Origin of the sequence: Pseudoglutamicibacter cumminsii (genome assembly GCF_016907775.1) — a bacterium.
GTDB classification, from domain to species: Bacteria; Actinomycetota; Actinomycetes; order Actinomycetales; family Micrococcaceae; genus Pseudoglutamicibacter; species Pseudoglutamicibacter cumminsii.
Map to the genome: position 1 here is coordinate 1,257,189 of NZ_JAFBCO010000001.1, position 23,248 is coordinate 1,280,436.

Below are 23,248 nucleotides of genomic sequence, written 5' to 3' on the forward strand. Positions count from 1 at the left end.
AAAGGAGCAGGAACAATGTCCCAGTCCTACGTTGGCATCAACCCGGCAACCGGCCAGGTCAACAACGAATACCCACACACCACTGACGCCGACATCAGCGCGGCCCTCGACAAGGCCGTCAAGGGCTACAAGGAGTGGCGCGCCAAGAGCGTCAAGGAGCGCGGCGAGATCCTCGCGAAGGTCGCCGACTTGTTCGTTGAGCGCCGCCGCGAACTCGGTGAAATCGCGACCAAGGAAATGGGTAAGCCATTCGGCGAGGCCCGCGGTGAGGCCGCGTTCTCTGGCGAAATCATCCGCTACTACGTTGAGAACGCCGAAGAGCTCCTCGCTGACGAGGTCATCAAGGATGACGAAGATGGCAAGGCCGTCATCCAGAAGCGTCCGCTTGGCCCACTCGTGGGCGTCATGCCGTGGAACTACCCGTACTACCAGGTTGCACGTTTCGCTGGCCCTAACCTCATGCTCGGTAACGTCGTTCTGCTCAAGCACGCGGAATCCACCCCGGATTCTGCCCTGGCTATCCAGAAGATCATGGACGATGCGGGCATTCCGGAAGGCGTCTACCAGAACATCTTCGCGTCCCACGAGCAGATCGCATCGCTGATCGAGAACCCGCAGGTTGCTGGTGTCTCGCTGACCGGGTCGGAACGCGCAGGCCGCGAGGTTGGCGCTACCGCAGGTAAGGCCCTGAAGAAGTCCGTTCTTGAACTCGGCGGTAACGACCCATACGTGATCCTCTCGAGCGAAGACCCACGCCAGGCTGCACGCGACGCGATCGCGATCCGCTTCGAGAACACCGGCCAGGCCTGCAACTCGAACAAGCGCCTCATCATTATGGAGGACATCTACGACGAGTTCCTCGACGAACTCATCAAGGAAACCGAGAAGCTGCAGCCACACGACCCAATGGAGAAGGGCGAGAACGTGTTCGGCCCGCTGTCCTCCGAGAAGGCAGCTGACCGCCTCGTGGAACAGCTCGAAAAGGCCGTCTCTGAAGGCGCGACCCTGCGCGTCGGTGGAACCCGCCTCGACCGCCCAGGCTTCTACGTCCAGCCAGCCGTTCTGACCGACATCCCGAAGGACACCACCGGCTACAAGGAAGAGCTCTTCGGCCCAGTCTTGAGCGTCTACAAGGTCTCCTCCGACGAGGAAGCGCTCGAACTCGCTAACGACACCGCATACGGCCTCGGCTCCGCAGTGTTCGCAGTCGAGGAAGGCCGCGCAGAACGCTTCGCCGAGGGCATCGAAGCCGGAATGGTCGGCGTCAACGGCCCAACCTTCGAAGACGTCGACATGCCATTCGGTGGCGTCAAGGGCTCCGGTTTCGGCCGCGAGCTCGGCAAGCTCGGCATCGACGAATTCGTCAACAAGCGCCTCATGTGCTTCAACAAGTAAGCGACTGACGCTGGTGCTGACGCCAGTGGCGTCCGCTAACAACAGCTTCAGCTAAAACAGCAGTGGCGGGCGGTTCACACGAACCGCCCGCCACTCGCCTTTAAGAGGGGTGTTACTCCGCGCTGTCTACGAAGATCGTGGAGAAGTCACGATCCCCGCGGCCCGTCTCCTGAGCCGCATCCAGCGAACGCAGAGCGGCACGCACGGCAGGCATGTCCGCATCGAACGCATCGGCATCAGCCACGCCCTGCTCAAAAAGCTCACCGAAACGCTCCGAATCAGCAACCGCGGCGAGCATCAAACGAGCGTCCTTAGCGATCGCATCCACCGTGAAATCACCCGGCGAGCTCACCCGCTCACCCTCAACAAACGGGCGCTTCATGTTCGCGATGAACGCGAGGCCGGTCGAATCCAACATGTCCAGAGTCTCCGAGCCATCCAGCCCAGCCGCGGCACCCAACGTCAGAGCCTCACGCAGACCCTGAGCCGAAACCGCCAAAGCGAGGTTCGCGAGCAACTTACCCGCCGTCGCCTTCTCCGCGGAATCAACCACACGCAAACGCGCCGGATCAGCCCACACAGCCACCACATCTGCGGCCTGAGTGCGCACGGCCTCATCCGGGGAACCCACATACACGCCCAGCTTGCCCGCACGAGCCGGCCCCAACGTGCCCACCACCGGGGTCGCAACATAGGTCGGAACCGCGGAAGCGAACTCACGCGCATCAGCCAAACCCACCGTCGTGGCATCAAGCCACGGCACACCATCCGGGATCAAGCCCGCACCCGTGATGACCTCACGCACCACATCAGGGCCAAACAAACACGAAACCACGATGTCCGCGCCGGCCACCGCATCGGCGGCAGACTCAGCGAGCGCAGCACCCTCATCCACCAACGGTTGCGCACGCTCAGCCGAGCGGTTCCACACCGTCACCTCATGATCGGAGAGCAACTTACGGGCAAGCTCGGTGCCCATCCGGCCAGTACCAAGAAAAGCAATCTTCATAGATTCAGTCTCTCGCACCGCGGTGTCAGCGCCAACAGCAGACCCATAGACGCAGCTCTCCCCGGGCCTTAGAAAAGAAGACCCGGGGAGAACACTAACTCATGAGAATCAGCCGCTAGTGGGAGCAGCCGCATCCTGCATCGTTGGAGTCGCTGCCGTCGCTACCGTCGGTCACACAGCACACCTGCTGCTTCTCTGGCGCAGGAACATCCAGGACAGGGGAGCGGTCGAAGAAGCCGTCTGGGCGCAGCTTGAACCCGACCGTGTCGACCGGCATGATCGGCCAGTCCTCAGGGCGCGGGAAGTGAGTCAGGCCGAAGGAGTGCCACACGACGTTCTGCTGGGTGTCGATGTCGCGGTCGGCTTCGATCCACTGCTTGATGCCGTGCTTACCCGGGTTCTGGTTCGGGTAGTCGCCCGTTGGGTACTTCTGTTCCTTCGCGTAGCGGGTCACCCACAAACCGTGGCACATCACGGTTGCGCGGCGGCCAATCGAGGATTCCTCGTGGTCCGCCAAGAGCAGCGGGGTGCCTGCGGGGTGCAGCTTGTACGCGACCGGGTGACCCAAACGGTTCTTGGATTCTGGGTTGGAGATGACCCACGAACGGCCCACCGAGCTGTCCGGATCGCGGACCGCCTCGGATTCCTTGGCGAGCAGGGTGCGCTTGCGGGTGAACGCGTTACCGCGTGGGTTCTCCTCCGAGACCGGAACACGCACGGCGTCCTCTTCTTCGACGCGGGATGGGCCACCGTCTAGCGCGAAGTCGAGGCGCGCGGCGAACTGGTGCTGGTGGAACGGTGCACCCAGGCCCGGGGCGATCTCGCTGTTGTAGCGTGGGTCGCCCGTGTAGCCGGAGGTGAACACGATACCGGTGGCCTTAGCCTCGAACTCGATGTTGCCGTCGAGGTAGAGGTACCAGTAGAAGCCGTAGTCGTAGTTACCGACAGTGGTGAAGATTGAGAACACCATGCGGCGGTTACGGCGGGTGTAGGCGGTGTCTGCCCACAGATCGGTGTGCTTGGCGAGCAGCGAGTAGTCTTCCTCGTGCATGCAGATGCCGTTGGTGATGGTGACTGGGTTGCCGTCGTTGTCTGCGATGGTCGGGGACAGGTAGGTGATGTCGCCCAGGCAGTCGCAACCGAGCTCAAGCGAGTTGGCGCACTGGCCGATGAGGTACTCGCCGGTGTCGAAGTAGTTCTGCCACGAACGCACCGGGCTTGGGTCGCCGTACGGGACCACCATTTCAGCGATGGATGCGCGGTTGAGGATGCGGCGGCGGCCCTTGACTGGGTCGTCGAAGCACACGTTGTGCAGCACGAGGCCGTCACGCATGTCGAAGCCGACGTCGAGGCTCCAGCGTTCCCATTCGACGTGGTTGCCGTTGGTCACGGTGAATGATGGACCCTCAGGCTGGGTGATGACGATCGGCTTCTGCGTTTCACGCAGCGGGTGGCCGGTGTCCTCCGGGGTCATGTAGTTGCCGTGCTCTTCAGGAATCGGGTGCTCAAAGAAGTCCAGGACCTGCATGACTTCCTTGTTGCCCACATCGACGTAGCCGAGAAGTCCCTCGATTGGGCGTGCCCACGCGGAGTCGGCTTCGTGTTCTTGTACGAAAGCGAGACCACGCAGAACGCGTTTGCCGGATTCCTCCGGGTATTCGAATACGCCAGCGGACAGCGGCGCTACACGCACGTTCTCGACCTTGAGGCCACGCTTTTCGATCGCCGCGATCCACTCAGGGTGCTCCGCGAGCAGTTCTTCAACGAGAGGGAACTCCTCAGCCAAAACAGGCAGTTCGCCATATTCCTGGGTGTCGATTTCGTGGTGGCATTCAACGGTTCCGTTGGTCACGGACACGGTTGCGTCATAGGACTTCTGTTCTTCTGCGTCATAGAGGAACACGCGGACCAAACGGTTGACGGGGGCGTCCTCTGGCAGGTCGAAGTCAGGGTCGACGACGCCGATATAGGCCAGGCGGGTTGCTTCGCTGAACTTACCTGCTTCGCGCAGGATGCTCACGGCGGTCTCCACTTCTGCTGGGGTCAGCAGGGTGTGGTGCCCAGGGGTTGTGTTGGTCGGGGTGATGGTCTGCGACATGCTTTCTCCAATTCGACACGCGTGCGCCGGTGCGCCGGTTGGCGTGGTTGGTGGTTTGTGCATCGCGTGGTGGTGAGCTTTCGTGCCACCCCACGTTTTTCTATACTCGTAGACAATAAATGTGATTCGCATTACATGCAAGTGATCTGGAACAAATATTTTCCGAGCCATTGAAGGGTTCCATGCCTAAGGTTGTTGACCACCAAGCCCGCAGAGAGCACATCGTCGATGCCGCCTGGGCGCTCATCGGGCGCGAAGGTTTCGAAGCAGCCACGATGCGCGATATCGCCGCCGAAGCCGGCTTCGCTAACGGTGCGATCAAGCCCTACTTTGCGAGCAAGCAGAAACTCCTCGAAGCGGTCTTTAAATCCGCATTCGACCGCACCAATGACCGCGCCGACCTCGCATGCGCTCATCTCGCCGGCCGCGCCGCGATCGAAGCGTTTGCCCACGAAGTCCTCCCGCTCACATGTGAGACCCGCAAGGAAGCCGCCGGCGTCGTCGCGTTCTGGGGTGCGGCAACTGACCAATCAGAGGTCAAAGCCATTCATGAACGCTCGATGCAGAGCTGGCGCAAACGCATCGCCGCGTGGTTCATTCAGGGGCAACAAGACGGTGAGTTCACGCCGTCCCAGGACCCGCATCAAGCCGCCGATGCGCTCGTAACGTTCATGCTGGGCGCCCAAGTCGTGCTCACCATGGAGCCCCGAAATGCACTCCCGGACATGCTGACCGGGCTGCTCGCGGCGCTGCTTGACGGCTTCACCCGTGGCGTTGACTCAACCCCCGACCTTGGCCCAACCCGTGACAATGCCCAGATGACGGCGTAGATTGAGCGCACCATGTTGTCCACGTCACGTTTGCAGGAAGTTCAGCCGGTCAGTGGTGCGCGGCCTGGTTCTACTCAGGCCAGCCTCGTCATGCGCTCGCCGGTAGCCCGCTCCTTCGGGGAATGGCAGCGGGCGTCTTCGCAAGCGTTCGTACCACTACACGCCCACGCAACGCGCGCCGGAAACTTCACAGCCAAACTCGCGAGCTTCCAACACGCCGCGGCATCGGCCATCCGCATCGACGCATCAGCTCACGCCGTGGAGCGCACCCCTGAGCTGATTTCTGCTGGCGGGGGAGGGATGCTCAAATTCACCCTCCAAGAAACGGGGCGGTCCTACCTGATTCAGGGCGGGCGTGAACTTGAACTCACGCCGGGGCGGCTCGCGGTCTATGACACGTCGGAGCCGTACACGATGGTCGTCGACGACGATTCGAGCATGCTCATCGTGATGCTCCCGTACGCGCGTTTGTCCGCGCCGGCGCGGGATCTGACTGCGCTGGCTCTCGGTGAAGACGGCGGAATGGCCGACGTCGTGGCCCCTTTGCTTACGGGACTTTCGCACCGCATTGCACGGCAAGGGTATGTCGAGGCTGGCCGGCAGGATGCCGCGGGTCTCGCTGCGCTGTGCGCGCACTCTGTGGGGTTGATTGATGCGATGTGCCTCGACCAGGCCGAGCGGGACTTCGGCGTGGATGCTGTTGAAGGTTCCGCTTTGGCGGCGGTCCGCGCCACGATCGAATCGAAGCTGCGCGACCCTTCGTTGGCTCCGGCCACGCTGGCTCAGATGCACTTCATGTCGCTGCGGCAGCTGTACACGATTTTCGAGCCGATGGGCGTTCCCGTTGCGACGTGGATCCGGACCCGCCGGTTGGAAGAAGCGCGCAAGGAAATCCAAGACCCCGCGCTGGCGGGGGTTCCGGTTTCGCATATCGGTGCGCGTTGGGGATTTCCTGACGCTGCGCATTTTTCGCGAGCGTTCAAGGCTGAGTTCGGGCAAACCCCTTCGCAAGCGCGCGACGCAGCACGTTCTGTTGGCTAGCTCAGCATCCGAATGCAAGCCTGCACAAAAATGCAAGGGGCATGCACGGGAATGCTAGCTGGGTGATCTCTGCACCAGCATGATAGTGAGCCACATCACATATCGTTCCTAGGTGGCCGCGGGACCTCTGTCCCGGAATGTCTCTCGGCCCCATTTTCACAGTGAGGTGCCACATGACCGCTGAAACCACGGGGTCAGCTACCGCGGCGCAACAGAGCGCCCGGCCTCCAGCATCCAAACGCATCGGAACCTTCTCGCTTGCGCTCATGATTATCGCGGCATCCGCGCCGCTCACCGTGCTCGCGGGCGGTGTCAGCTCTAACTACGGCGTGACCGGCCTACTCGGCGTGCCGTTGAGCTTCCTCATCCTCGGCGTGATCCTCGCGCTCTTCGCGGTCGGCTATGCCGCGCTCTCCGCACGTGTCCGCACCGCCGGCGCGTTCTACGCCTACGTTGCCCGAGGGCTCGGTCGCGTGACCGGCGTTTCCGCGGCATGGGTCGCGCTGCTCGCCTACAACGCGATGCAGGTCGGCATCTACGGCATGTTCGGCTTCGCGTCCGCGGACACCTTCAACGCACTCTTCGGCATCGACGTCCCGTGGTGGGTCTACGCCCTAGCCGGTTGGGTGCTCGTGGGTATCCTCGGCGTCAACTCGGTTGACCTTTCAGCTAAGGTCCTCGGCGTCCTCGTCATCATCGAGTTCATCATCGTGTTCGCCTACGACTTCTTCGCAGTCATCGACGCCCCGGCCGGCCTCTCCGCCGACGGCTTCATGTTCGGAGACCTCTTCGCGCCCGGTGTCGGTGCAGTCCTCGCGTTCTCGATGGCCGCGTTCATGGGCTTCGAATCCGGCTCCGTCTACGTTGAAGAGGTCAAGGACCCAGAGAACACGGTCCGCCGCGCAACCTTCGGCGCCGTGATTGCAGTAGCGATCTTCTACGCGATCTCCGCGTGGGCCATGATCATGGCGCTCACCCCGGAAAAGACTGTCGCAGAAGCCGGAGAACAAGGCCCAGGTGTCGTGTTCTCGCTCTTCAGCGCGCACATCCCGGCCAGCCTCGTGGTTTTCGCGCAGGTCATGTTCGTGACCTCGCTCATCGCAGCGCTCATCTCTTTCCACAACGTCGTGGCACGCTACCTGCGCACCCTGGCACGCGAAGGCGCGATGCCTAAGTTCCTCGCGATCTCGCTCGGCCGCGGCCAGGCGCCAGCACTCGGCTCGATCTGCCAGTCCTCGATCGCGCTCGCCGTACTCATCGTCTTCGCGATCGCCGGCTCCGGATCTGAAGACCCGATCATGTTCCCGGTCGTGACGCTGTTCACGTGGCTCACCAACGTCGGTTCCTTCGGCCTCATCGCGCTCATGGCTGTCACGAGCTTCGCGGCGATGGCCTACCTGGGAACCAACGCCCCGGAAGCCTCGATGTGGACCAGGTTCGTTGCGCCGCTGCTTGCGGGACTCAGCCTGAGTGGTGTCGTGGTGCTCATCATCACGAACTTCTCGTTCCTCGTCGGCATCTCCGAAACCAGCCCGCTCAACTGGATCCTGCCGGGCCTCGTGGTCCTCGCCGCGCTCTTCGGCGGAATCTGGGCGGCATGGCTGCGTTCAGCTCGACCTGAGCGTTATCTCAAGCTCGGTGGCGGTGAGGCAGCAGAGCTCGAATGGGAGCCAACAGAACGGAACTGAATCCACAACTGAACACCTCAACTGACCTGAATTCCACATCGTCCATCGTTCCGAATCGACCTTCCCGCGCGGCGCGGGATAGGTTTAACACATAAATGTGAGCTGCGCCTCACCTAGGCGAGCCTCATATGCAAAGCCTCATACACACAAGGAGTGTCATGACTGCAGAAAACGTCACCTATGCAACCGCTGAAGAGCTTCGCGCAGCGTTCGACCTTCCAACCGAAGGCCGCGAAATCAAGGACCCAGCGACCGGCGAACTCGTCGGCTACGCGCCAGAGCCAACCGTGGAGGACCTCGACCGCGCTGTGGTCAAGGCACGCGAAGCACAGAAGGCATGGGCCGCTAAGTCCATCGAGGACCGCACCAACGTCATGATGGCGGTCGCCGATGCGCTCGATGAGAACGCTGAACAGCTCGCTCAGCTGCTCTCCCGCGAGCAGGGTAAGCCGCTCAACGGCCCGAACGCTCGCTTCGAGGTCGGCGCGTGCTCCGCATGGCTGCGTGCAACCGCTGCGATCGAGGTCAAGCCAGAGGTCCTGTTCGACGACGAATCCGGTAAGGCTGAACTGCACTGGCGCCCGCTCGGCGTGGTCGGCGCGGTTGGCCCGTGGAACTGGCCGATGATGATCACGATGTGGCAGATCGCCCCGAACCTCAAGATGGGTAACGCGACCGTCATCAAGCCTTCCGAGTACACCCCGCTTTCGGTGCTCGCGATGGTTAACGTCATGAACCGCGTCCTGCCTGAGGGTCTCGTTCAGGTCATCGCTGGTGGCCGCGACGTGGGTGAGGCGTTCACCGCTCACAAGGACATCGACAAGATCATGTTCACCGGCTCGATCGAAACCGGTAAGGCTATCGCTAAGGCTTCCGCTGAAACCCTCAAGCGCGTAACCCTTGAGCTCGGCGGTAACGACGCCGGCATCGTGCTCGATGACGTCGACCCAGCTGCGATCGCTCAGGACCTGTTCTGGGGCGCGTTCATCAACACCGGCCAGACCTGTGCGGCACTCAAGCGACTCTACGTTCCGGACTCGATCTACGACGAGGTTGTCGAGGAACTGCGCAAGGTCGCTGAAGCGATGCCGATGGGTGTTGGCCTGGGCGAGGAGAACGTGCTGGGCCCACTGCAGAACCAGATGCAGCTCGATGTCGTCAAGAGCTTGGTTCAGGCCGCTAAGGACAGCGGCGCCCGCGTCGTGATCGGTGGGGAAGAGCGCTCGGCAGACGAAGCCGGCTTCTTCTACCCAACGACCTTGGTTGCCGACATCGACAACGACAACCCGCTGGTCGCGGAAGAACAGTTCGGCCCGGCTCTGCCGATCATCCGGTACACGGACCTTGAGGAAGCCATCGAGATGGCGAACGGCCTCGAGGTTGGTTTGGGCTCGTCTGTATGGTCCTCGAACCGCGAGCGCGCCCTTGAGGTTGCTAACCGCCTCGAAGCTGGCACCACGTGGATCAACAAGCACGGCGCGATCGACCCGCGCATGCCGTTCGGTGGAGCTAAGCAGTCCGGCTACGGCGTTGAATTCGCGATGGAGGGCCTCAAGGAGGTCGCGCAGCCTCACGTGATCAACTACTGATTGCGGCGGCGCCGCGGCGCCGGGGTGGCTCTACCCCTGGGTGTCGTATGTAGATGTTTCTGAGAGGGGTTTTGGGGTGCCTTGCGGGGCATCTTAAAACCCCTCTCTGTGTACATTTCAGGTTTTAGCTTTGCGTCACACAGGCCGACAATGTGAGCAAGAGCATAAATAAACTGGAATTATGGGTAGAGTTAGGTTGCATCAAGAGCAGTTCGTCCAAAGAAAATGGCGCAAAGCCGTCAATCTTTCGTATCTAGCTGATCTTTGATGACTTTCTGTGACAAAGTTCACATCACACTCTCATCTTTGACATGACGGGAAGAAAACCATGAAGCGTACTCGCGCAACATCCCTCGCGGCTGTAGCCGCAATTGCAGCCCTCGGTTTGTCTGCCTGCGGCGGCGATTCCAACGGCGGCGGCTCAAACGGTGGCGAAAAGAAGAAGGTCGACATCGTCCAGTTCGTTAAGCACCCGTCACTCGACGCAGCTAACGAAGGCTTCAAGAAGGGCCTCAAGGACAACGGCATCGACGCCGAGATCAAGGAATACAACGCACAGGGCGAGGCCGCTAACAACGCCCAGATCGGTTCCCAGATCTCGACCGGTAAGTCGGACCTGATCCTGACCATCGCAACCCCAAGCGCGCAGGTCCTCTCGCAGGCAGTCAAGGATCGCCCGATCCTCTTCACCGCGGTCACCGACCCAGTTGACGCTAAGCTCGTCGATTCGCTCGAAAAGCCAGGTAAGAACGTCACCGGCACCTCGGATGCGAACCCAGTTGAAGAGCAGCTCGAACTGCTCAAGGAGATCAACCCTGACGCTAAGAAGATTGGTATCGTCTACTCCTCCGCAGAGCAGAACTCCAAGGTTCAGGTTGAGTGGGCTAAGGAAGCCGCGACCAAGCTCGGCATGACCGTTGAAGCCAAGGCGATCTCCGCATCCTCCGAGGTTTCCCAGGCCGCAACCTCCCTCAACGTTGACGCGTTCTACGTGCCAACCGACAACATGGTCGTTGCATCCCTCGAGTCCCTCCTGAAGGTCGCGGAGAACAAGAAGGTTCCAACCATCGCGGCAGAAGGCGACTCCGTCAAGCGCGGCGCAACCGCAACCGTCGGCATCAACTACATGAAGCTCGGCGAACAGACCGGTGCGATGGCCGCGAAGATCCTCAAGGGCGAAGCCAAGCCAGAAGAGATGGCTGTCGAAACCCAGTCGGAATACGACGTCTACGTCAACGAGACCGCAGCCAAGAAGGCCGGTATCGAACTTCCGAAGGACCTCGTCGACAAGGCAGCCGAAAAGTACTGATCCACCCACGGATCACGCAAAAACCCTGACGTGAAGCACGGCCCGCACGCCCACCTTCACCGAAGACAACAGCGGCGGTGCAGGGAGCAGTACACAGCCCTCTGCACCGCCGAACTGTGAGAACACCACCACGCACGCAGGAGCACACACCATGTTTTTCAGCGACATGCTGGCTCAGCTACCCTCCGGTACGGAGCTCGGGCTGATCTACGGCATCGCAGCCCTCGGGGTCTACCTGACCTTCCGTGTCCTCGGTTTCCCTGACCTTACCGTCGACGGTTCGTTCACGACCGGCGGCGCAACCGCAGCAGCGGCTATCGTCGCAGGCGTGCCACCATGGCTCGCCGTGCTGATGGCATTCGGTGCGGGCGCTATCGCAGGCTCGCTCACCGGGATCCTGCACACCAAGGGCAAGATCGACGGCCTGCTCGCGTCCATCATCATGATGATCGCGCTGTACTCGATCAACCTGCACATCATGGGCAACTCCGCAGCGATGCCACTGCTCGGCCAAACCACCATGCTCACCCCGCTCGAAGAAAACGGCTTGCTGCGTGACAACTGGGCCGGCGCCGGCCTGCTGCTCATCGGTGTTCTCGCGGTCGCATTCGTCCTCATCTGGTTCCTGCACACCCGCACCGGCCTCGCACTGCGTGCAACCGGTAACAACAGCCAGATGGCAACCTCGTTCCGCGTCAACACGGACAACCAGAAGATCCTCGGCCTCGCGATCTCGAACGGCCTCGTTGCAGTCTCGGGCGCTTTCCTGGCCCAGTACCAGTCGATCGCAGACGCGACGATGGGTATCGGTCTCATCGTGATCGGTCTGGCCTCCGTGATCGTCGGTCAGGCGATCTGCGGCCAGCGCCGCGTATGGCAGGCAGTCCTCGCCTGCATCGCCGGTTCGATCCTCTACCGCTGGGTCCTGCAGATCGCGCTTGGTGCGGGCCTGCCGGCATCGGACATGAAACTCGCATCCGCGGTCCTCGTTGTCATCGCGTTGCTGCTGCCACGCCTCGAAATCTTCAAGAAGATGAAGGGCCGCAAGCTCCGCCGCGAACAAACGGAAGCTGAAGCCGGACTTCCAGACGACGCTGACACCCCAGCTAAGGCCAAGGCATAAGGAGAGACACATGCTTGAAATTCAGAACCTCTCCCGCACGTTCTTCCCGGGAACCGTCAACGAACGCAAAGCCCTGCGCAATATCAACTTGAAGCTCAACAACGGTGACTTTGTGACCGTGATCGGCTCCAACGGTGCAGGTAAGTCGACGCTGCTCAACATGATCGGTGGGCGCTTGCGCCCGGACACCGGCAAGGTGGCGATCAACGGCAAGGATGTCACCAAGATCAAGGAGCACAAACGGGCCCTGTGGGTTGCGCGCGTGTTCCAGGACCCGATGGCCGGTACCGCCCCGGAGCTCACGATCGAAGAAAACCTCTCGGTTGCGGTCTCCCGCGTTCGTAGCCGCGGCCTGCAGCGCGCTGTTTCCCATAAGGACCGTGCACAGTTCCGCAGCGCGCTCGAAACCCTTGAGCTCGGCCTCGAGAACCGCACGAAAACCCCGGTCGGGTTGCTTTCGGGTGGTCAGCGTCAGGCGCTCAGCCTGCTCATGGCAACTATGACGCACCCACAGATCCTGCTGCTCGACGAGCACACCGCGGCACTCGACCCGCAACGCGCAGCGCTCGTCTCCCGTCTGACCGGCGAGATCGTGGAACGCAACCAACTCACCACGCTCATGGTCACCCACAACATGGAGCAAGCTATCCAGCTGGGTAACCGCCTCATCATGATGCACGACGGGCAGATCATCCTCGAGCTCGACGGCGAAGAGAAGAAGAACGCAACCGTCTCGAGCCTCCTGGCAGAGTTCGACAAGATCGGCGGCGAGCTCTCCGACCGCTCCCTGCTGGCATAAAGAACAGCTGGCATAAGGAAGGGCTGGCAGAAAGGCCGGGCCGGCATAGCCAGCCACAGCACGATGCGGTGCGCACCTTAGTGAGGTGCGCACCGCATCGTGCGTTTAAGCACTGTGTCCTTTTAAAGGCTGCGGTCCTTTTAAAGACTCGGTGCCCGTATCAGGCCGCGCGCCGCGAGTATTTACCGCACAGACGTGAGGCGCGGTATCTTGAAGAGTATGCCCACACAGTCTGTTAAGCGCGGACAACGCCCGCCCATGAACCCTGTCGTAAAGATCGGTGCGCTGGTGCTCGGCGCGATCGTTGTTGTCGCGGTACTTGTGCTTGCCGCCCGCGGGCTGCGGAGCCTCGACGCCGTTGAGCAGTTCATTCAACGCTATCCAGGCACCTCAGAACCGCCTGCGTTCAGCGAGCCCGGATTCCCGCTGTGGGTGCGCATCACGCACTACCTGAACTTCCTGTTCATCCTGCTTCTGATGCGTTCCGGGATGGAGAAACGCGCGATCGGCGCGCGCAAGCACCCCGCGTACTGGACACCGAGCAAGCGCGGCGGTCGCAAGATCCCGTTCTTGCTGTGGTGGCACCAGTTCGTTGACGTTCTGTGGGTTGTCAACGGGCTCGTCTACGTGGTGCTTCTGTTCTCGACCGGCCGCTGGGGCCGCTTGGTGCCGACCAGCTGGGACGTTTTCCCGAACGCGGTCTCCGCGGGCCTGCAGTACGTGTCACTTGACTGGCCACTGACCGAATCGTGGGCCGCCTACAACTCGTTGCAGCTGCTCGCGTACTTCGTGGTCGTGTTTATCGCGGCGCCGCTGGCGATCATCTCGGGCCTTCGGCTTTCGAGCTTCTGGCCTAAGGATGCCCCGAAGCTCAATAAGGTCGTGTCAGCTAAGGTTGCGCGCGGCCTTCACTTCCCGCTCGCGGTGGTTTTCGTTGCGTTCGTGGTGTTCCACGTGTTTCTCGTGTTCACGACTGGGATGCGGCAGAACCTCAACCACATGTTTGCCGGGACCGCCGACACCTCGTGGGTTGGTTTCTGGGGCTTCGTGATCTCCACGGCTGTTGCGGTGGGCCTGACCGCCGCTGCGACCACCCCGGTACTGCGGCCTATCGCCGCGACCCATGGCAAGGTCACGACCCGCTAGGTCACGACTCACTAATCCGCGCCCCGCTGAGCCAGGTCTCGCTGAGTCAGGTTTCGCTGAGTCAGCGAGCGTGTATCAGCGCGATGATGTCCGCGAGCCGCGCCGGAGTCATGCCGGCGAGGGTTTCACGGATGATGAGCCCGTCGCGTCCCGTGATGGCCGCGGTATGGGGGATACCCAGGGTTGCTAGTCCCGCGTTGACTGCGGAGGCTGTGCCGGGCGTCGAGTCTTCGATCGCAATCACCCGGGTTGCCGGCAGTTCCAACCCCGTCGCCTCGCGCAACAAACACAGCCCCTTGAGGTAGGGCTCAGGCTCTGGTTTGTGTGGGTACACTGTGTCTCCGGTGATGACCGCATCGAATGGATTGCGTCCCAAGACCTCGATGAAAGCGCTCGAGAGAGGCGTCTCAGACATCGTGACGAGCGCCTGGGGAACCCCGGCCTCGCTGAGCGCTTCGAGGAGCTCGCGTGCGCCTGGCCTCCACGGGATACCGAACTCTCGCACCCCTTCGGCGACCTCCGTGATGAGGTGGTCGATGATCTCGCGGACTGACAAGTTCAGGCCCGCTTCCCGCATCTTTTCGGCGGCCGCTGGTAGGGAAGCGCCTACGAAGTCCTCGACGTCCTGTTGCGTCCAAGGGGCGCCTGCACGTTCCATGAGTGAGATCTCGGCCCGGCCCCACAGCGGGTCGGAATCGATGAGGGTTCCGTCCATGTCCCACAGGACTGCTGCTGGTAGCTGGTTGCTCATGTTCACTCTCACTCGCTGTGTAGCCGCCGATGCGGTGGCCGGTGTGGTCGACGATGCGGCGGCCCCGTTCGCGCTGGTATGTGTGCGCTGGTATGTTCGCCTCTAGTCTAGGCAGGGGACCTGGAGGGGCAGACCGGGCAAGAGAAATTGCGGCACTTAAAACGCTGTGGGGTATGGGATGAAAATCCCATACCCCACAGTCGATGGTGGCGATCGGTTAGTTCAGTGAACTACTCCGCGATTATGGAGCGGTGATCACCTGTGCGCGAGAGCCGTACTGCTTCTCGTTGCCGCCCTTGAGGTTGCCGGTGCGGTTGTTCAGGTGCAGGACCAAGAACTTCTTGGATGCGTCCTGAACCAGTACCGGAGCGGCGGAACCCTGAACCGAAGTGACGAGCAGGCCGTCGGTGCGGTTCGCGATACCTGGGTTAGCGGCATCGAATTCGATCCAGTCGGTCTTGTCAACCGCAACGTTCTTACCGTTTTCGTCAACGTGGTACATGGACCAGGACGAGACCTTGTAGCGGATCTTCGCTGCGTCTTCCTTGGTCAGGCCAATCTCCTTGAGGGATACCGGGAAGATAGCGACGTTCGAGTCGAAAGTCGCTGGGTCCTGGTTACCCAGCAGGTCGTTGACCGGGCGCAGGTCGACGGTCTTGCCCGACTTCGCATCGGCGGTTACTGCGAGGTCCAGATCGAGGGAGTCGAGCCGGGTGTTGAACATGTTGTAGTCGGCCTTGCCGTCACCGTTGACATCGATGTCGATGTTGAATTCGGTGGCGCTGTTCATGCGTGCCCAGTTGCCCCAGGTCGAAATACCGAAACCGAGGAGGCCGTCCTCCATGCCAGTGACCGGTACGGTCGAGGTTGCGCCGACGTACTGGAGGTCCATTTCACGGGCGGCAGGAACCTTGTCCAGCTCCTTCTTCCCGCGCTCCGAGGTTGCGCCGAGCTCGAGCACGGCTGCCTTGGAGATGAACGCTTCGTTGCGCAGACCGGAGTCTGCATCAGGGCCGCGGAACTGGACGGTCGAACGGTCGCCGCGGAGCTTGGTCAGCTTGGCGGTTGCGTTACCTGCTGGCTTTGGTGCCGAGGTCACTGGGACGCGCAGGGTTGGCTGGGTCGAGGAAGTGAATTCGACGCGGCCGGTCGTGTCTGCAACGTATGCACGTGGCAGATCTTCCTGCTTTGCATCCATGGTTGGGTCCATGGTGCGAGTCATCTTGTTCTTGTCGAAGGAGAGAGTCACCTTGACCTGTGCGATGCCCTTGGATGGAACCGTGACGCGCTGCTTGTCGAGGGAGACCGTGACACCCTTCTGCTGGGTTGCGCCCTTGTATGCGACGTTGTAGGTCTGTGCGCGGGTGGTCATGTTGCGCAGTTCGACCGTCTTGGTAACGGAATCGGTGTTCTGGACAACCTCAACGACACCGAAGTTAGCGGAGACGAGGTCCTTGCGGTCCTTGTCGTAGGCGATAACCGGGGTCTTGAGAGCGGCGTCAGCCATCACACGGCCGGAACCAACACGGTTTGGACCGTAGACGTTCTTGCCCTTCTTGATGTCGGCAGCCGCGGTGTTCATGACGATGTTCTTGATCTCGAGTGGCGTGTAGTTGCCGTTAGCTGCAACCAGAGCCGAAACACCCGCGGTGAACGGGGTAGCCATCGAGGTACCCGACATGTTCAGTGCACCGTTACCCATACCAACACCTGCGGAAGGAATCGAGGTACCTGGTGCTGCCACGTCTGGCTTCACAACGGCATCCGAGCCGTGCAGACCACGCGAGGACGATGGGTTCAAGGTGTCCAGGGCGTCGGTGTTGATGGACATCGAGGAGGTCTTGGCTGGATCAACGCTGATCTCGAGCTCGCCCTTCTTAGCGGCCTCGACAAGCTCCTCAGATCCGGACTTAGTGAACTGAACGCCTGGGATCTTGTCGTTACCGGCAATACCTGCGGTGAAGACCTCGTTCGGAGCGTTGAGAACAACACCCTTAGCGCCTGCTGCGGCAGCGTTGTCGAAGCGAGCCTTGGAGCCACATTCGAGCTTCTCGCCGGCTGGGTCGTCAGTCCAGTGCAGCCATACCCACTTGCCCTTGATCGACTCGTCGCCGGTCAATGGGGCACAACCGGTGGTCTTGAGGCCAGACTTCGGAACAACAACCTGACCGGACTCTGCCTTCTCCCATGGGTAGGAAGCGGAGAGCTGGCCTGGGTAGTCCTTCGCGAGGTCCTTAGGCTTGGTCACGGTGATCGCGTCAGCTGCGGCCTGCGAGCCGACGGAGTTAGCAACCGTGAGGGACGATGGTGCAACACCTGGTGCGCCACCGATGTCGGTGATGTCACCGGAGTTACCGGAAGCGATGACGGTCAGGATGCCCTGCTTGGTGAGGGCGTCGACCATGTCGGCCTCTGGGTCATCGGCCGGGGTGTTGGTCGAGCCCAGCGACATGTTGACGATCTGTGCGCGGTCAGAGAAGTCGCCGTCACCGTTCGGGTCGAGCACACGGTCGAGTGCTTCGCCGACAACGTTGGTCGAACCTTCACAGCCGAACACACGCAGGGACACGAGGCCAGCCTCTGGAGCTGCACCTGGGCCGATGCGCATCGCGTTGACCAGGTCGTCGTTGAGGGATTCGTAGTCGCCGCGGAAGGTCTTGCCGTTTTCGTCGACGCCGTAGCCGGCAGCGGTGCCGGCGACGTGGGTTCCGTGGCCGCCAAGTTCACAGTCAAGCGGGTTGGAGTCTGGCTTTGGGAGCGAGAAGGGAGACGCAGCGTTGTAGTCATCGCCAACGAGGTCCCAACCGCCCTTGTACTTCTTTGGATCGTAGAGGCCGGAATCAGCCGATGGCATGTCCTTGGAAGCCTTAGCTTTCTTGTAGGCTTCCTTGGTGCCTGGGCCGCCGAAGGCTGCGTGGGTGTAGTCCAAACCGGAGTCGATAACCGCGATGGTGACGCCCTTACCGGTCTGCTTCTGAGCGGCCCATGCCTGGACGGAGCCGGTGTCGATCACGGTGCCCTTGTTGTTGCGGGTCTTTGGAATGATCGCGGAAATCTTGACGACGTCGTCGCGGGATGCGAGTGCGCGCAGGCTGTCAGCGTCACCCTGAAGTGCAACGCCAGGAAGAGCGTTGGTGGTCTTGTAGAGGACCTTCGAGTTGGACTGCTTTGCAACGGAGGTGCCCTGTGCCTGGATCTGCTTGCGGAGCTGGCGGACCTTAGCGACGTTCTTGACTGGACGCTTTTTGCCGCTACGCACCTGGGCTGGCTGGGAGAGCTCGTAAGCACCCTTACCGGCGAACTGTACGTAGACGGAAACCTGGCCCTCCATCTTGGCCAGAGGGCCCTGGACCTTGAGAGAGTTGAGTTTCTTCAGATCAAGGTCAGATGGCTTGAGCTTGTTCTTATCAACCTTGTCCTTGTTTTGGCTGAGCGAATCTGACTTAGCTGCAGGGTTCATGAATGACGATGCGTTAGCGGCGGGCACTGTACCCACGGCTAGCGCAGCACCTACAGCCAGCGCTGCGGCGCCGCGTGCTACGCGGCGCGTTTTGCTGTTTTTCAAGAGATCTCCTCAAGAGTGCTTTGGTGTCGAGTAATGGGACAAATGCTGATGAGAACGACGCGGTCAACAGAATGTGCGGTACATCACATCAACACTGATGAGATTTGTCTAAACCGGAGGTAATGTCAAGGGAAATTTTTGTACTTGATAGTCCGCTAAGGCGCGCCTTTGAGCTGGCTGTGTCGGCTGGGGTTGTTGGATGTAAAACATCCCGGGTTTCTCAGATTTTGTCTGTGAAGTCTGAGAAACCCGGGATGAGAATTTTTTCAAAATATGTCAGGAGCTTTTTGCTCGCGGATAGGCCACGCACAGAGATGCGGGATGCGCTTCGGGAGCCTAAATCTGTTTCCACGGGAGCATGCGGTGCATGCTCACAGTTAGCGCAGGCCGCCCTGCCACAGAGCGTCGAATGGGAGGGAGGATTCCACGCGCTGACTGATCCCGCGCGTCACGAACTCCTTGGCTTCGCGGGCCGCCTCGAGCGGGGAGCGGCCCTGAGCCAGCAGCGCGGCAATAGCCGCAGCGAGCGAGCATCCAGCGCCGGACACCGCGTGATCGCCGACCTTAGGCGTCGAAAGAACCTCGAACTCGCCGCCATCATAGAAAACATCCACAGCATCAGGGCCGTCCAAACGGATACCGCCCTTAGCGAGCACAGCAGCGCCGGACTTCTCGTGGATCACCTTGGCGGCCTTCTTGAGGCCCTCAACGTCAGTGATCTCAAAGCCCGCGAGCGTCGAGGCTTCAAAGAGGTTTGGGGTCACGAAGGTAGCCTTCGGAAGAAGCTTGGCAACCAATGCCTGGTCGGTGTCCAAAGCCGCGCCCGGCTCCTGGCCCTTGCAGATCAAAACCGGATCCAGGACAACGTTGTCCCAGTCCTGGTTTTCAAGCGCGCCAGCCACGGTTTCGATGGTCTGCGGGGTGCCCATCATGCCGAGCTTGACGGTGCGAAGCTTGCCTTCATACGAGGTCTGCGAGGCCTCGAGCTGATCCGCGATCACCTGCGGATCAACCGGCACGAAGCGGTGGTTCCAGTTGTCCTTCGGGTCGAAAGAAACGATGCAGGTGAGCCCGGCGATGCCGAAAACGCCGAGCTCCTGGAACGTCTTGAGGTCAGCCTGAGCGCCGGCACCGCCGGTGGCTTCAGAACCTGCGATGGTCAATACGATGGGGGGATTCTCAAAAGTCATAGTCATATCGTAAAACCGCGGGATGTCATGATCAGCCAAACTGACCGAACGACATGCCAGAATAGGTCGGGAACTTTCATGTTTCGCAGCAACCCGGTGGTGGCAGGACCGGGCCGCGCATCATCCCCTAAGGAGAGTCATGTCCAGCCGGCCTGAAACCATCCCTGCCAGCCCCGCATCAGACGCCGCACGCGAGCATCGAGCCGTCTTCGCATCGACGGGTTCGCGTTTTTACCCCACCATCCTGGCCCTCATGGGGCTGGTGTTCGTGCTCAGCAACATCGGCGCAAGCAAGGGCGTTGAGCTGTTCGGCCTCGTAACGGACGGCGGTTTCTTCCTCTTCCCGCTCGCCTACATCTTGGGCGACGTGGTCTCGGAGGTCTATGGGTGGAAGGCCTCACGCCGAGCCATCATTACGACGTTCGTGTTTGGTGCGCTCGCGGTACTGACGTTCCAGGCGATCATCGCGCTGCCTGCCGCGAGCTTCTATGAAGGCCAGGAAGCGCTTGCAGCAACGTTGGGACCGGTATGGCAGATCGTGCTGGCCTCCCTTCTAGGTTTCATGGCCGGCCAGTTGTCGAACGCGCTCATCATCGTGTGGCTCAAGCGTCGCCACGGCGAGCGCGGCCTGCTCCTGCGCATCCTGGGTTCCTCGGGTGTGGGTGAGGCATTGGATACGCTGATTTTCTGCTCGATCGCCGCACCGGTTATTGGGATCGATTCCTTCGGGGTTTTCCTGCAGTACTTTGTGATTGGTTTCTGCTGGAAGCTCGGTGTTGAGGTTGTGTTCTCACCGGTTACGGTCGTGGTGATTAAGCTCGTGAAGCGCTTCGAGCCGAGCTACCCGAAGAACGGTGCCGCAGTAGCCGTCTAGATTTCCGGTCTGTCGGCGTTGGTCGGCGGTGCAGCCGCCTAGCCCTCCGGCCCGTCTGGCGAGCCGCTGCCGCCGTAGTAGTTGCTTAAGACGGTGTGCTTGTAGTCCTCGTAGGTTCCGTTTTCGATCGCTTCGCGGGCGCGGTCCACAAGCCTCACTGTGAAGGCGAGGTTGTGGATTGAGATGAGCGTGTGGCTCAGCATTTCCTTCGCCTTGTAGAGGTGGTGGATGTAGGCGCGCGAGTAGGTGCTGCAGGTTGCGCAGTCGCAGCCCGGCTGTAGCGGGCGGAAGTCTTCGCGGAAGCGCCGGTTGGAGAGGTTGTAGCGGCCGTAGTCGGTGTAGAAGGCCGAGTTGCGGGCTACGCGGGTCGGGGAGACGCAGTCGAAGGTGTCGGCGCCGTTTTCGATGGCCCACAGGACGTCGTCGGGTTCGGAGATTCCGAGCAGGTGGCGCGGCTTATTTTCCGGTAGCTCTTCGGCACACCAGCCCACGATGGTCCCGAGATTTTCTTTCTCGAGCGCGCCGCCGATACCGAAGCCGTCGAATGGCATGGCCCCAAGGTCTTGGCAGGCTTGACGGCGTAGGTCTTCGTATTGCGCGCCCTGGATCACGCCGAACAGCGCCTGGTAGGGGCGGTGGCCGCGTTCGTCGGTGAGTCGGAAGTGCTCGAGGATGCAACGTTCAGCCCAGCGGCGCGTGCGTTCGAGCGATTCGATCTGATACTGGCGCGAATTGTGCAGGGTTGTGAGCTCGTCGAATGCGAACATGATGTCCGCGCCCAGGCCGTGCTGAACCTGCATCGAAATCTCTGGCGTGAAGCGGTGTTTATCGCCGTTGATGTGGGATGTGAACCACACGCCGTCGTCATCGACGTTAGCCATGCGTTCATGCCCGGGTGCCACCGCATCGTCGGCTCCGCCACCCACGGGGGCGCCATCCGCGCCCATGTCGATGACCTTCTTGAAACCTGAACCCAGGCTCATGACTTGGAAGCCGCCGGAATCGGTGAAGGTCGGGCCGTCCCAGCCCATGAACTTACCCAGCCCGCCCGCGGCGTCCACGACCTCGTGGCCAGGCTGAAGATACAGGTGGTAGGCGTTGGAGAGCACGGCCTGCGCTCCGAGTTCCGCGACATCGCGCGGAAGTACAGCCTTGACGGTCGCCTTGGTTCCGACCGTCACGAACGCGGGGGTCTTGATTTCCCCATGTGGAGTGCGGATCACGCCGGTGCGGCCGCGCCCGTTATCCATGCGGGTGCCCACGGTGAAGCCGAACTCCGACTGCCGCTCGTGCCCGGCCGGAAGCTCAGGCTTGACGTAATCCGCGGACGGCGCGTGGCTAGCTGGAGCGGAGCTGTGTCTAACTGGAGCGGAGCTCGGCCTAGTTTGCGCGGGAGTGGTCTTCACGGGGTTCTCCTGAAGCTGAGCGGATGATCGGTATTTCGCGTTCGATCAGCGCTAGGTAATCGGGGCGTTCACGCTCGAACGCCAAACGGTAGGCGGTCGTGACCATGAGGGACTTCAGGCGGTTCCACCGCAGGTCCAGTTCGAGGTCTGTGTTGAGGGTGTCGCGGGCGCGCTGTATTTCACGGTCGTATAGCGATGCGTGCTCAAGCTGACGGCGGTGGATCTCGCGTGCGCTGCCCGGCAGGGTCGCGATAAGCGCTTCCTCGCCCTCCTTGAGCTGTTCCGCGTAGCCGGCTGCCGCATCGTGCTCCCCGGCTTGGCGGGCAAGCCAGCTTGCCAATGCGAGGCCCTGGCGGGCGGGAACCCAGCGGGTCGTGTTGTCGGCGAATGTCTGCTGGGTCAGGACGTTGAGGACCGGCCACGCGAGGTCAGTGTTCTCGTACACGATGGCGAGCTGGTACGCGGCCCACGCGAGCGTGTCGAGGTGGGAACCGGCGCGCGTGTTGATTCCGGGTGCAACACGGAGCGCGGCGGTCAGCATCTGGTGGTCTTTGCGATAGGTCGCTGCGGCTTCAACAAGCGCTGCCTCTGCGGTCCCGTCCTCAACGGGAACCGCGAGCAGCTCGTCGATGCCGGGGCCGAGGTCCCGTTCGGTGAAGACCCGGATGGTCGAGTTGATGGCCACGGTCGCGTGGGTGCCGTCCTCCAGGACGACATCGACGTAGGCGTCGGTCCCGAACGAGTCTTTCACGATGGTCGCGGAACGCACCGGCTGCGAGGGCATACCGGAGCGACGCATGAAACGGTCGCCCTTGGTGATGTCGCGGGCGGGGATCGCCTGACGATAGCGCGGAAAGTTGCCGTCGAAGTTGACGGTCACCGTCCCCACCCCACGTGAGCGAGCGCTTGGTGGATGATTTGCCCGCGTCCGCCCGTGAACTCGGCCTGGACACTTTCCGAAAGAGCTTCTTCCGGTGTGAGCCACGAAAGCTCGAGCGCGTCCTGACGCGGATTACATTCGCCTTGAACAGGGATCACGTAGGTCAGGGCGACGGCGTGCTGACGTTCGTCGGTGAGCCCGGTTTCGGACGGCGAAGGGAAGTATTCTGCGATGGTGAACGGAACCAGCGAGGCCGGCAACGACGGCATCGCGAGCGGGCCGAGGTCTTTCTCGAGGTTACGCATCAAGGCGGCGCGGATCGTTTCGCGGTACATGACGCGGCCGGAAACGAAGGTCCGCTCGAACTGGCCGTCGTCGGTGGTCGTGTAGAGCAGGCCGACCTCAGATACGTAGCCCATCGGATCCACACGCACAGGGATTGCCTGGACGTAGACGATCGGTAGGCGTTGTCGGGCTTCGTACAGGTCCTCTTCTGAGAGCCAACCTGGGTTTGGGTCTGGGGTCCGTACTGCGCTCATAGTCTTTGTTCTACCT

General features: G+C 61.5%; 18 protein-coding genes. 10 read left to right on the top strand and 8 right to left on the bottom strand.

Features of this window, described 5'->3' with window-relative positions:
* The first annotated feature begins 15 nt into the window (after positions 1-15).
* Positions 16-1,395: an NAD-dependent succinate-semialdehyde dehydrogenase gene (locus tag JOD50_RS05735; protein ID WP_204880768.1), complete on the top strand. Its 1,380-nt coding sequence runs from the start codon at positions 16-18 to the stop codon at positions 1,393-1,395.
* Between the two features lie 112 nt (positions 1,396-1,507).
* Here JOD50_RS05735 and JOD50_RS05740 read toward each other — a convergent pair whose 3' ends face one another.
* Entirely contained in the window at positions 1,508-2,422 is a 915-nt protein-coding gene (locus JOD50_RS05740; protein ID WP_338052036.1) for an NAD(P)-dependent oxidoreductase, read from the bottom strand.
* Between the two features lie 97 nt (positions 2,423-2,519).
* Positions 2,520-4,502 (bottom strand): primary-amine oxidase, encoded by a 1,983-nt coding sequence (locus JOD50_RS05745; protein ID WP_204880770.1) that lies wholly within the window; start codon positions 4,500-4,502, stop codon positions 2,520-2,522.
* Between the two features lie 182 nt (positions 4,503-4,684).
* On the opposite strand from JOD50_RS05745, the gene JOD50_RS05750 reads away from it, so the two are divergent.
* The 8 genes from JOD50_RS05750 (at position 4,685) to JOD50_RS05785 (ending at position 14,027) form a co-directional block, all read left to right on the top strand.
* Positions 4,685-5,332: a TetR/AcrR family transcriptional regulator gene (locus tag JOD50_RS05750; RefSeq protein WP_204880771.1), complete on the top strand. Its 648-nt coding sequence runs from the start codon at positions 4,685-4,687 to the stop codon at positions 5,330-5,332.
* Between the two features lie 12 nt (positions 5,333-5,344).
* Complete coding sequence (locus tag JOD50_RS05755) at positions 5,345-6,373, top strand: AraC-like ligand-binding domain-containing protein (RefSeq protein WP_204880772.1); 1,029 nt, start codon at positions 5,345-5,347, stop codon at positions 6,371-6,373.
* A 173-nt stretch (positions 6,374-6,546) separates the two neighbouring features.
* Positions 6,547-8,061 carry an APC family permease gene (locus tag JOD50_RS05760; protein WP_204880773.1) on the top strand — a complete coding sequence of 505 codons (1,515 nt, stop codon included), beginning with the start codon at positions 6,547-6,549 and terminating at the stop codon, positions 8,059-8,061.
* A 158-nt stretch (positions 8,062-8,219) separates the two neighbouring features.
* Complete coding sequence (locus JOD50_RS05765) at positions 8,220-9,650, top strand: aldehyde dehydrogenase family protein (protein WP_204880774.1); 1,431 nt, start codon at positions 8,220-8,222, stop codon at positions 9,648-9,650.
* A gap of 328 nt (positions 9,651-9,978) precedes the next feature.
* The gene (locus tag JOD50_RS05770; protein WP_204880775.1) at positions 9,979-10,959 is read left to right on the top strand and encodes an ABC transporter substrate-binding protein; all 981 of its coding nucleotides are present in this window, start codon (positions 9,979-9,981) and stop codon (positions 10,957-10,959) included.
* 151 nt (positions 10,960-11,110) lie between these two features.
* Positions 11,111-12,082, top strand: coding sequence for an ABC transporter permease (locus JOD50_RS05775; RefSeq protein WP_239541537.1), 972 nt, complete (start codon positions 11,111-11,113; stop codon positions 12,080-12,082).
* 10 nt (positions 12,083-12,092) lie between these two features.
* Complete coding sequence (locus tag JOD50_RS05780) at positions 12,093-12,881, top strand: ABC transporter ATP-binding protein (RefSeq protein WP_204880776.1); 789 nt, start codon at positions 12,093-12,095, stop codon at positions 12,879-12,881.
* 258 nt (positions 12,882-13,139) lie between these two features.
* Positions 13,140-14,027: a cytochrome b/b6 domain-containing protein gene (locus tag JOD50_RS05785; protein WP_204880777.1), complete on the top strand. Its 888-nt coding sequence runs from the start codon at positions 13,140-13,142 to the stop codon at positions 14,025-14,027.
* A gap of 61 nt (positions 14,028-14,088) precedes the next feature.
* Here JOD50_RS05785 and JOD50_RS05790 read toward each other — a convergent pair whose 3' ends face one another.
* From JOD50_RS05790 to JOD50_RS05800, 3 genes are all read right to left on the bottom strand, one after another.
* Positions 14,089-14,778 carry an HAD family hydrolase gene (locus JOD50_RS05790; protein ID WP_204880778.1) on the bottom strand — a complete coding sequence of 230 codons (690 nt, stop codon included), beginning with the start codon at positions 14,776-14,778 and terminating at the stop codon, positions 14,089-14,091.
* A gap of 241 nt (positions 14,779-15,019) precedes the next feature.
* Positions 15,020-18,343, bottom strand: a complete 3,324-nt coding sequence (locus JOD50_RS05795) for a S8 family peptidase (protein WP_204880779.1) — start codon at positions 18,341-18,343, stop codon at positions 15,020-15,022.
* A gap of 377 nt (positions 18,344-18,720) precedes the next feature.
* The gene (locus JOD50_RS05800) at positions 18,721-19,533 is read right to left on the bottom strand and encodes a hydroxymethylpyrimidine/phosphomethylpyrimidine kinase (protein WP_239541538.1); all 813 of its coding nucleotides are present in this window, start codon (positions 19,531-19,533) and stop codon (positions 18,721-18,723) included.
* Between the two features lie 139 nt (positions 19,534-19,672).
* Here JOD50_RS05800 and JOD50_RS05805 point away from each other — a divergent pair, with 139 nt between their 5' ends.
* Positions 19,673-20,407 (top strand): queuosine precursor transporter, encoded by a 735-nt coding sequence (locus JOD50_RS05805; protein ID WP_204880781.1) that lies wholly within the window; start codon positions 19,673-19,675, stop codon positions 20,405-20,407.
* Between the two features lie 38 nt (positions 20,408-20,445).
* Here JOD50_RS05805 and tgt read toward each other — a convergent pair whose 3' ends face one another.
* From tgt to JOD50_RS05820, 3 genes are all read right to left on the bottom strand, one after another.
* The gene (gene tgt / locus JOD50_RS05810) at positions 20,446-21,657 is read right to left on the bottom strand and encodes a tRNA guanosine(34) transglycosylase Tgt (protein ID WP_204881561.1); all 1,212 of its coding nucleotides are present in this window, start codon (positions 21,655-21,657) and stop codon (positions 20,446-20,448) included.
* Positions 21,658-21,787: 130 nt separating this feature from the next.
* On the bottom strand, positions 21,788-22,693 hold the full coding sequence (locus JOD50_RS05815) for a DUF6707 family protein (protein ID WP_204880782.1): 906 nt from the start codon (positions 22,691-22,693) through the stop codon (positions 21,788-21,790).
* Complete coding sequence (locus tag JOD50_RS05820; protein ID WP_101629887.1) at positions 22,690-23,232, bottom strand: NUDIX hydrolase family protein; 543 nt, start codon at positions 23,230-23,232, stop codon at positions 22,690-22,692. Before JOD50_RS05820 ends, JOD50_RS05815 begins: the two co-directional genes overlap by 4 nt.
* Positions 23,233-23,248: the final 16 nt, after the last annotated feature.

Bases quoted from the DNA above. Each gene is read 5' to 3' on its own strand.
- JOD50_RS05780 (WP_204880776.1), top strand. From the start codon at position 12,093: ATGCTTGAAATTCAGAACCTCTCCCGCACGTTCTTCCCGGGAACCGTC.
- JOD50_RS05765 (WP_204880774.1), top strand. From the start codon at position 8,220: ATGACTGCAGAAAACGTCACCTATGCAACCGCTGAAGAGCTTCGCGCA.
- JOD50_RS05775 (WP_239541537.1), top strand. From the start codon at position 11,111: ATGTTTTTCAGCGACATGCTGGCTCAGCTACCCTCCGGTACGGAGCTC.
- JOD50_RS05800 (WP_239541538.1), bottom strand. From the start codon at position 19,533: ATGACTTTTGAGAATCCCCCCATCGTATTGACCATCGCAGGTTCTGAA.
- JOD50_RS05805 (WP_204880781.1), top strand. From the start codon at position 19,673: ATGTCCAGCCGGCCTGAAACCATCCCTGCCAGCCCCGCATCAGACGCC.
- JOD50_RS05770 (WP_204880775.1), top strand. From the start codon at position 9,979: ATGAAGCGTACTCGCGCAACATCCCTCGCGGCTGTAGCCGCAATTGCA.
- JOD50_RS05755 (WP_204880772.1), top strand. From the start codon at position 5,345: ATGTTGTCCACGTCACGTTTGCAGGAAGTTCAGCCGGTCAGTGGTGCG.
- JOD50_RS05760 (WP_204880773.1), top strand. From the start codon at position 6,547: ATGACCGCTGAAACCACGGGGTCAGCTACCGCGGCGCAACAGAGCGCC.
- JOD50_RS05785 (WP_204880777.1), top strand. From the start codon at position 13,140: ATGAACCCTGTCGTAAAGATCGGTGCGCTGGTGCTCGGCGCGATCGTT.
- JOD50_RS05735 (WP_204880768.1), top strand. From the start codon at position 16: ATGTCCCAGTCCTACGTTGGCATCAACCCGGCAACCGGCCAGGTCAAC.
- JOD50_RS05750 (WP_204880771.1), top strand. From the start codon at position 4,685: ATGCCTAAGGTTGTTGACCACCAAGCCCGCAGAGAGCACATCGTCGAT.
- JOD50_RS05745 (WP_204880770.1), bottom strand. From the start codon at position 4,502: ATGTCGCAGACCATCACCCCGACCAACACAACCCCTGGGCACCACACC.
- JOD50_RS05820 (WP_101629887.1), bottom strand. From the start codon at position 23,232: ATGAGCGCAGTACGGACCCCAGACCCAAACCCAGGTTGGCTCTCAGAA.
- JOD50_RS05790 (WP_204880778.1), bottom strand. From the start codon at position 14,778: ATGAGCAACCAGCTACCAGCAGCAGTCCTGTGGGACATGGACGGAACC.
- tgt (WP_204881561.1), bottom strand. From the start codon at position 21,657: ATGGATAACGGGCGCGGCCGCACCGGCGTGATCCGCACTCCACATGGG.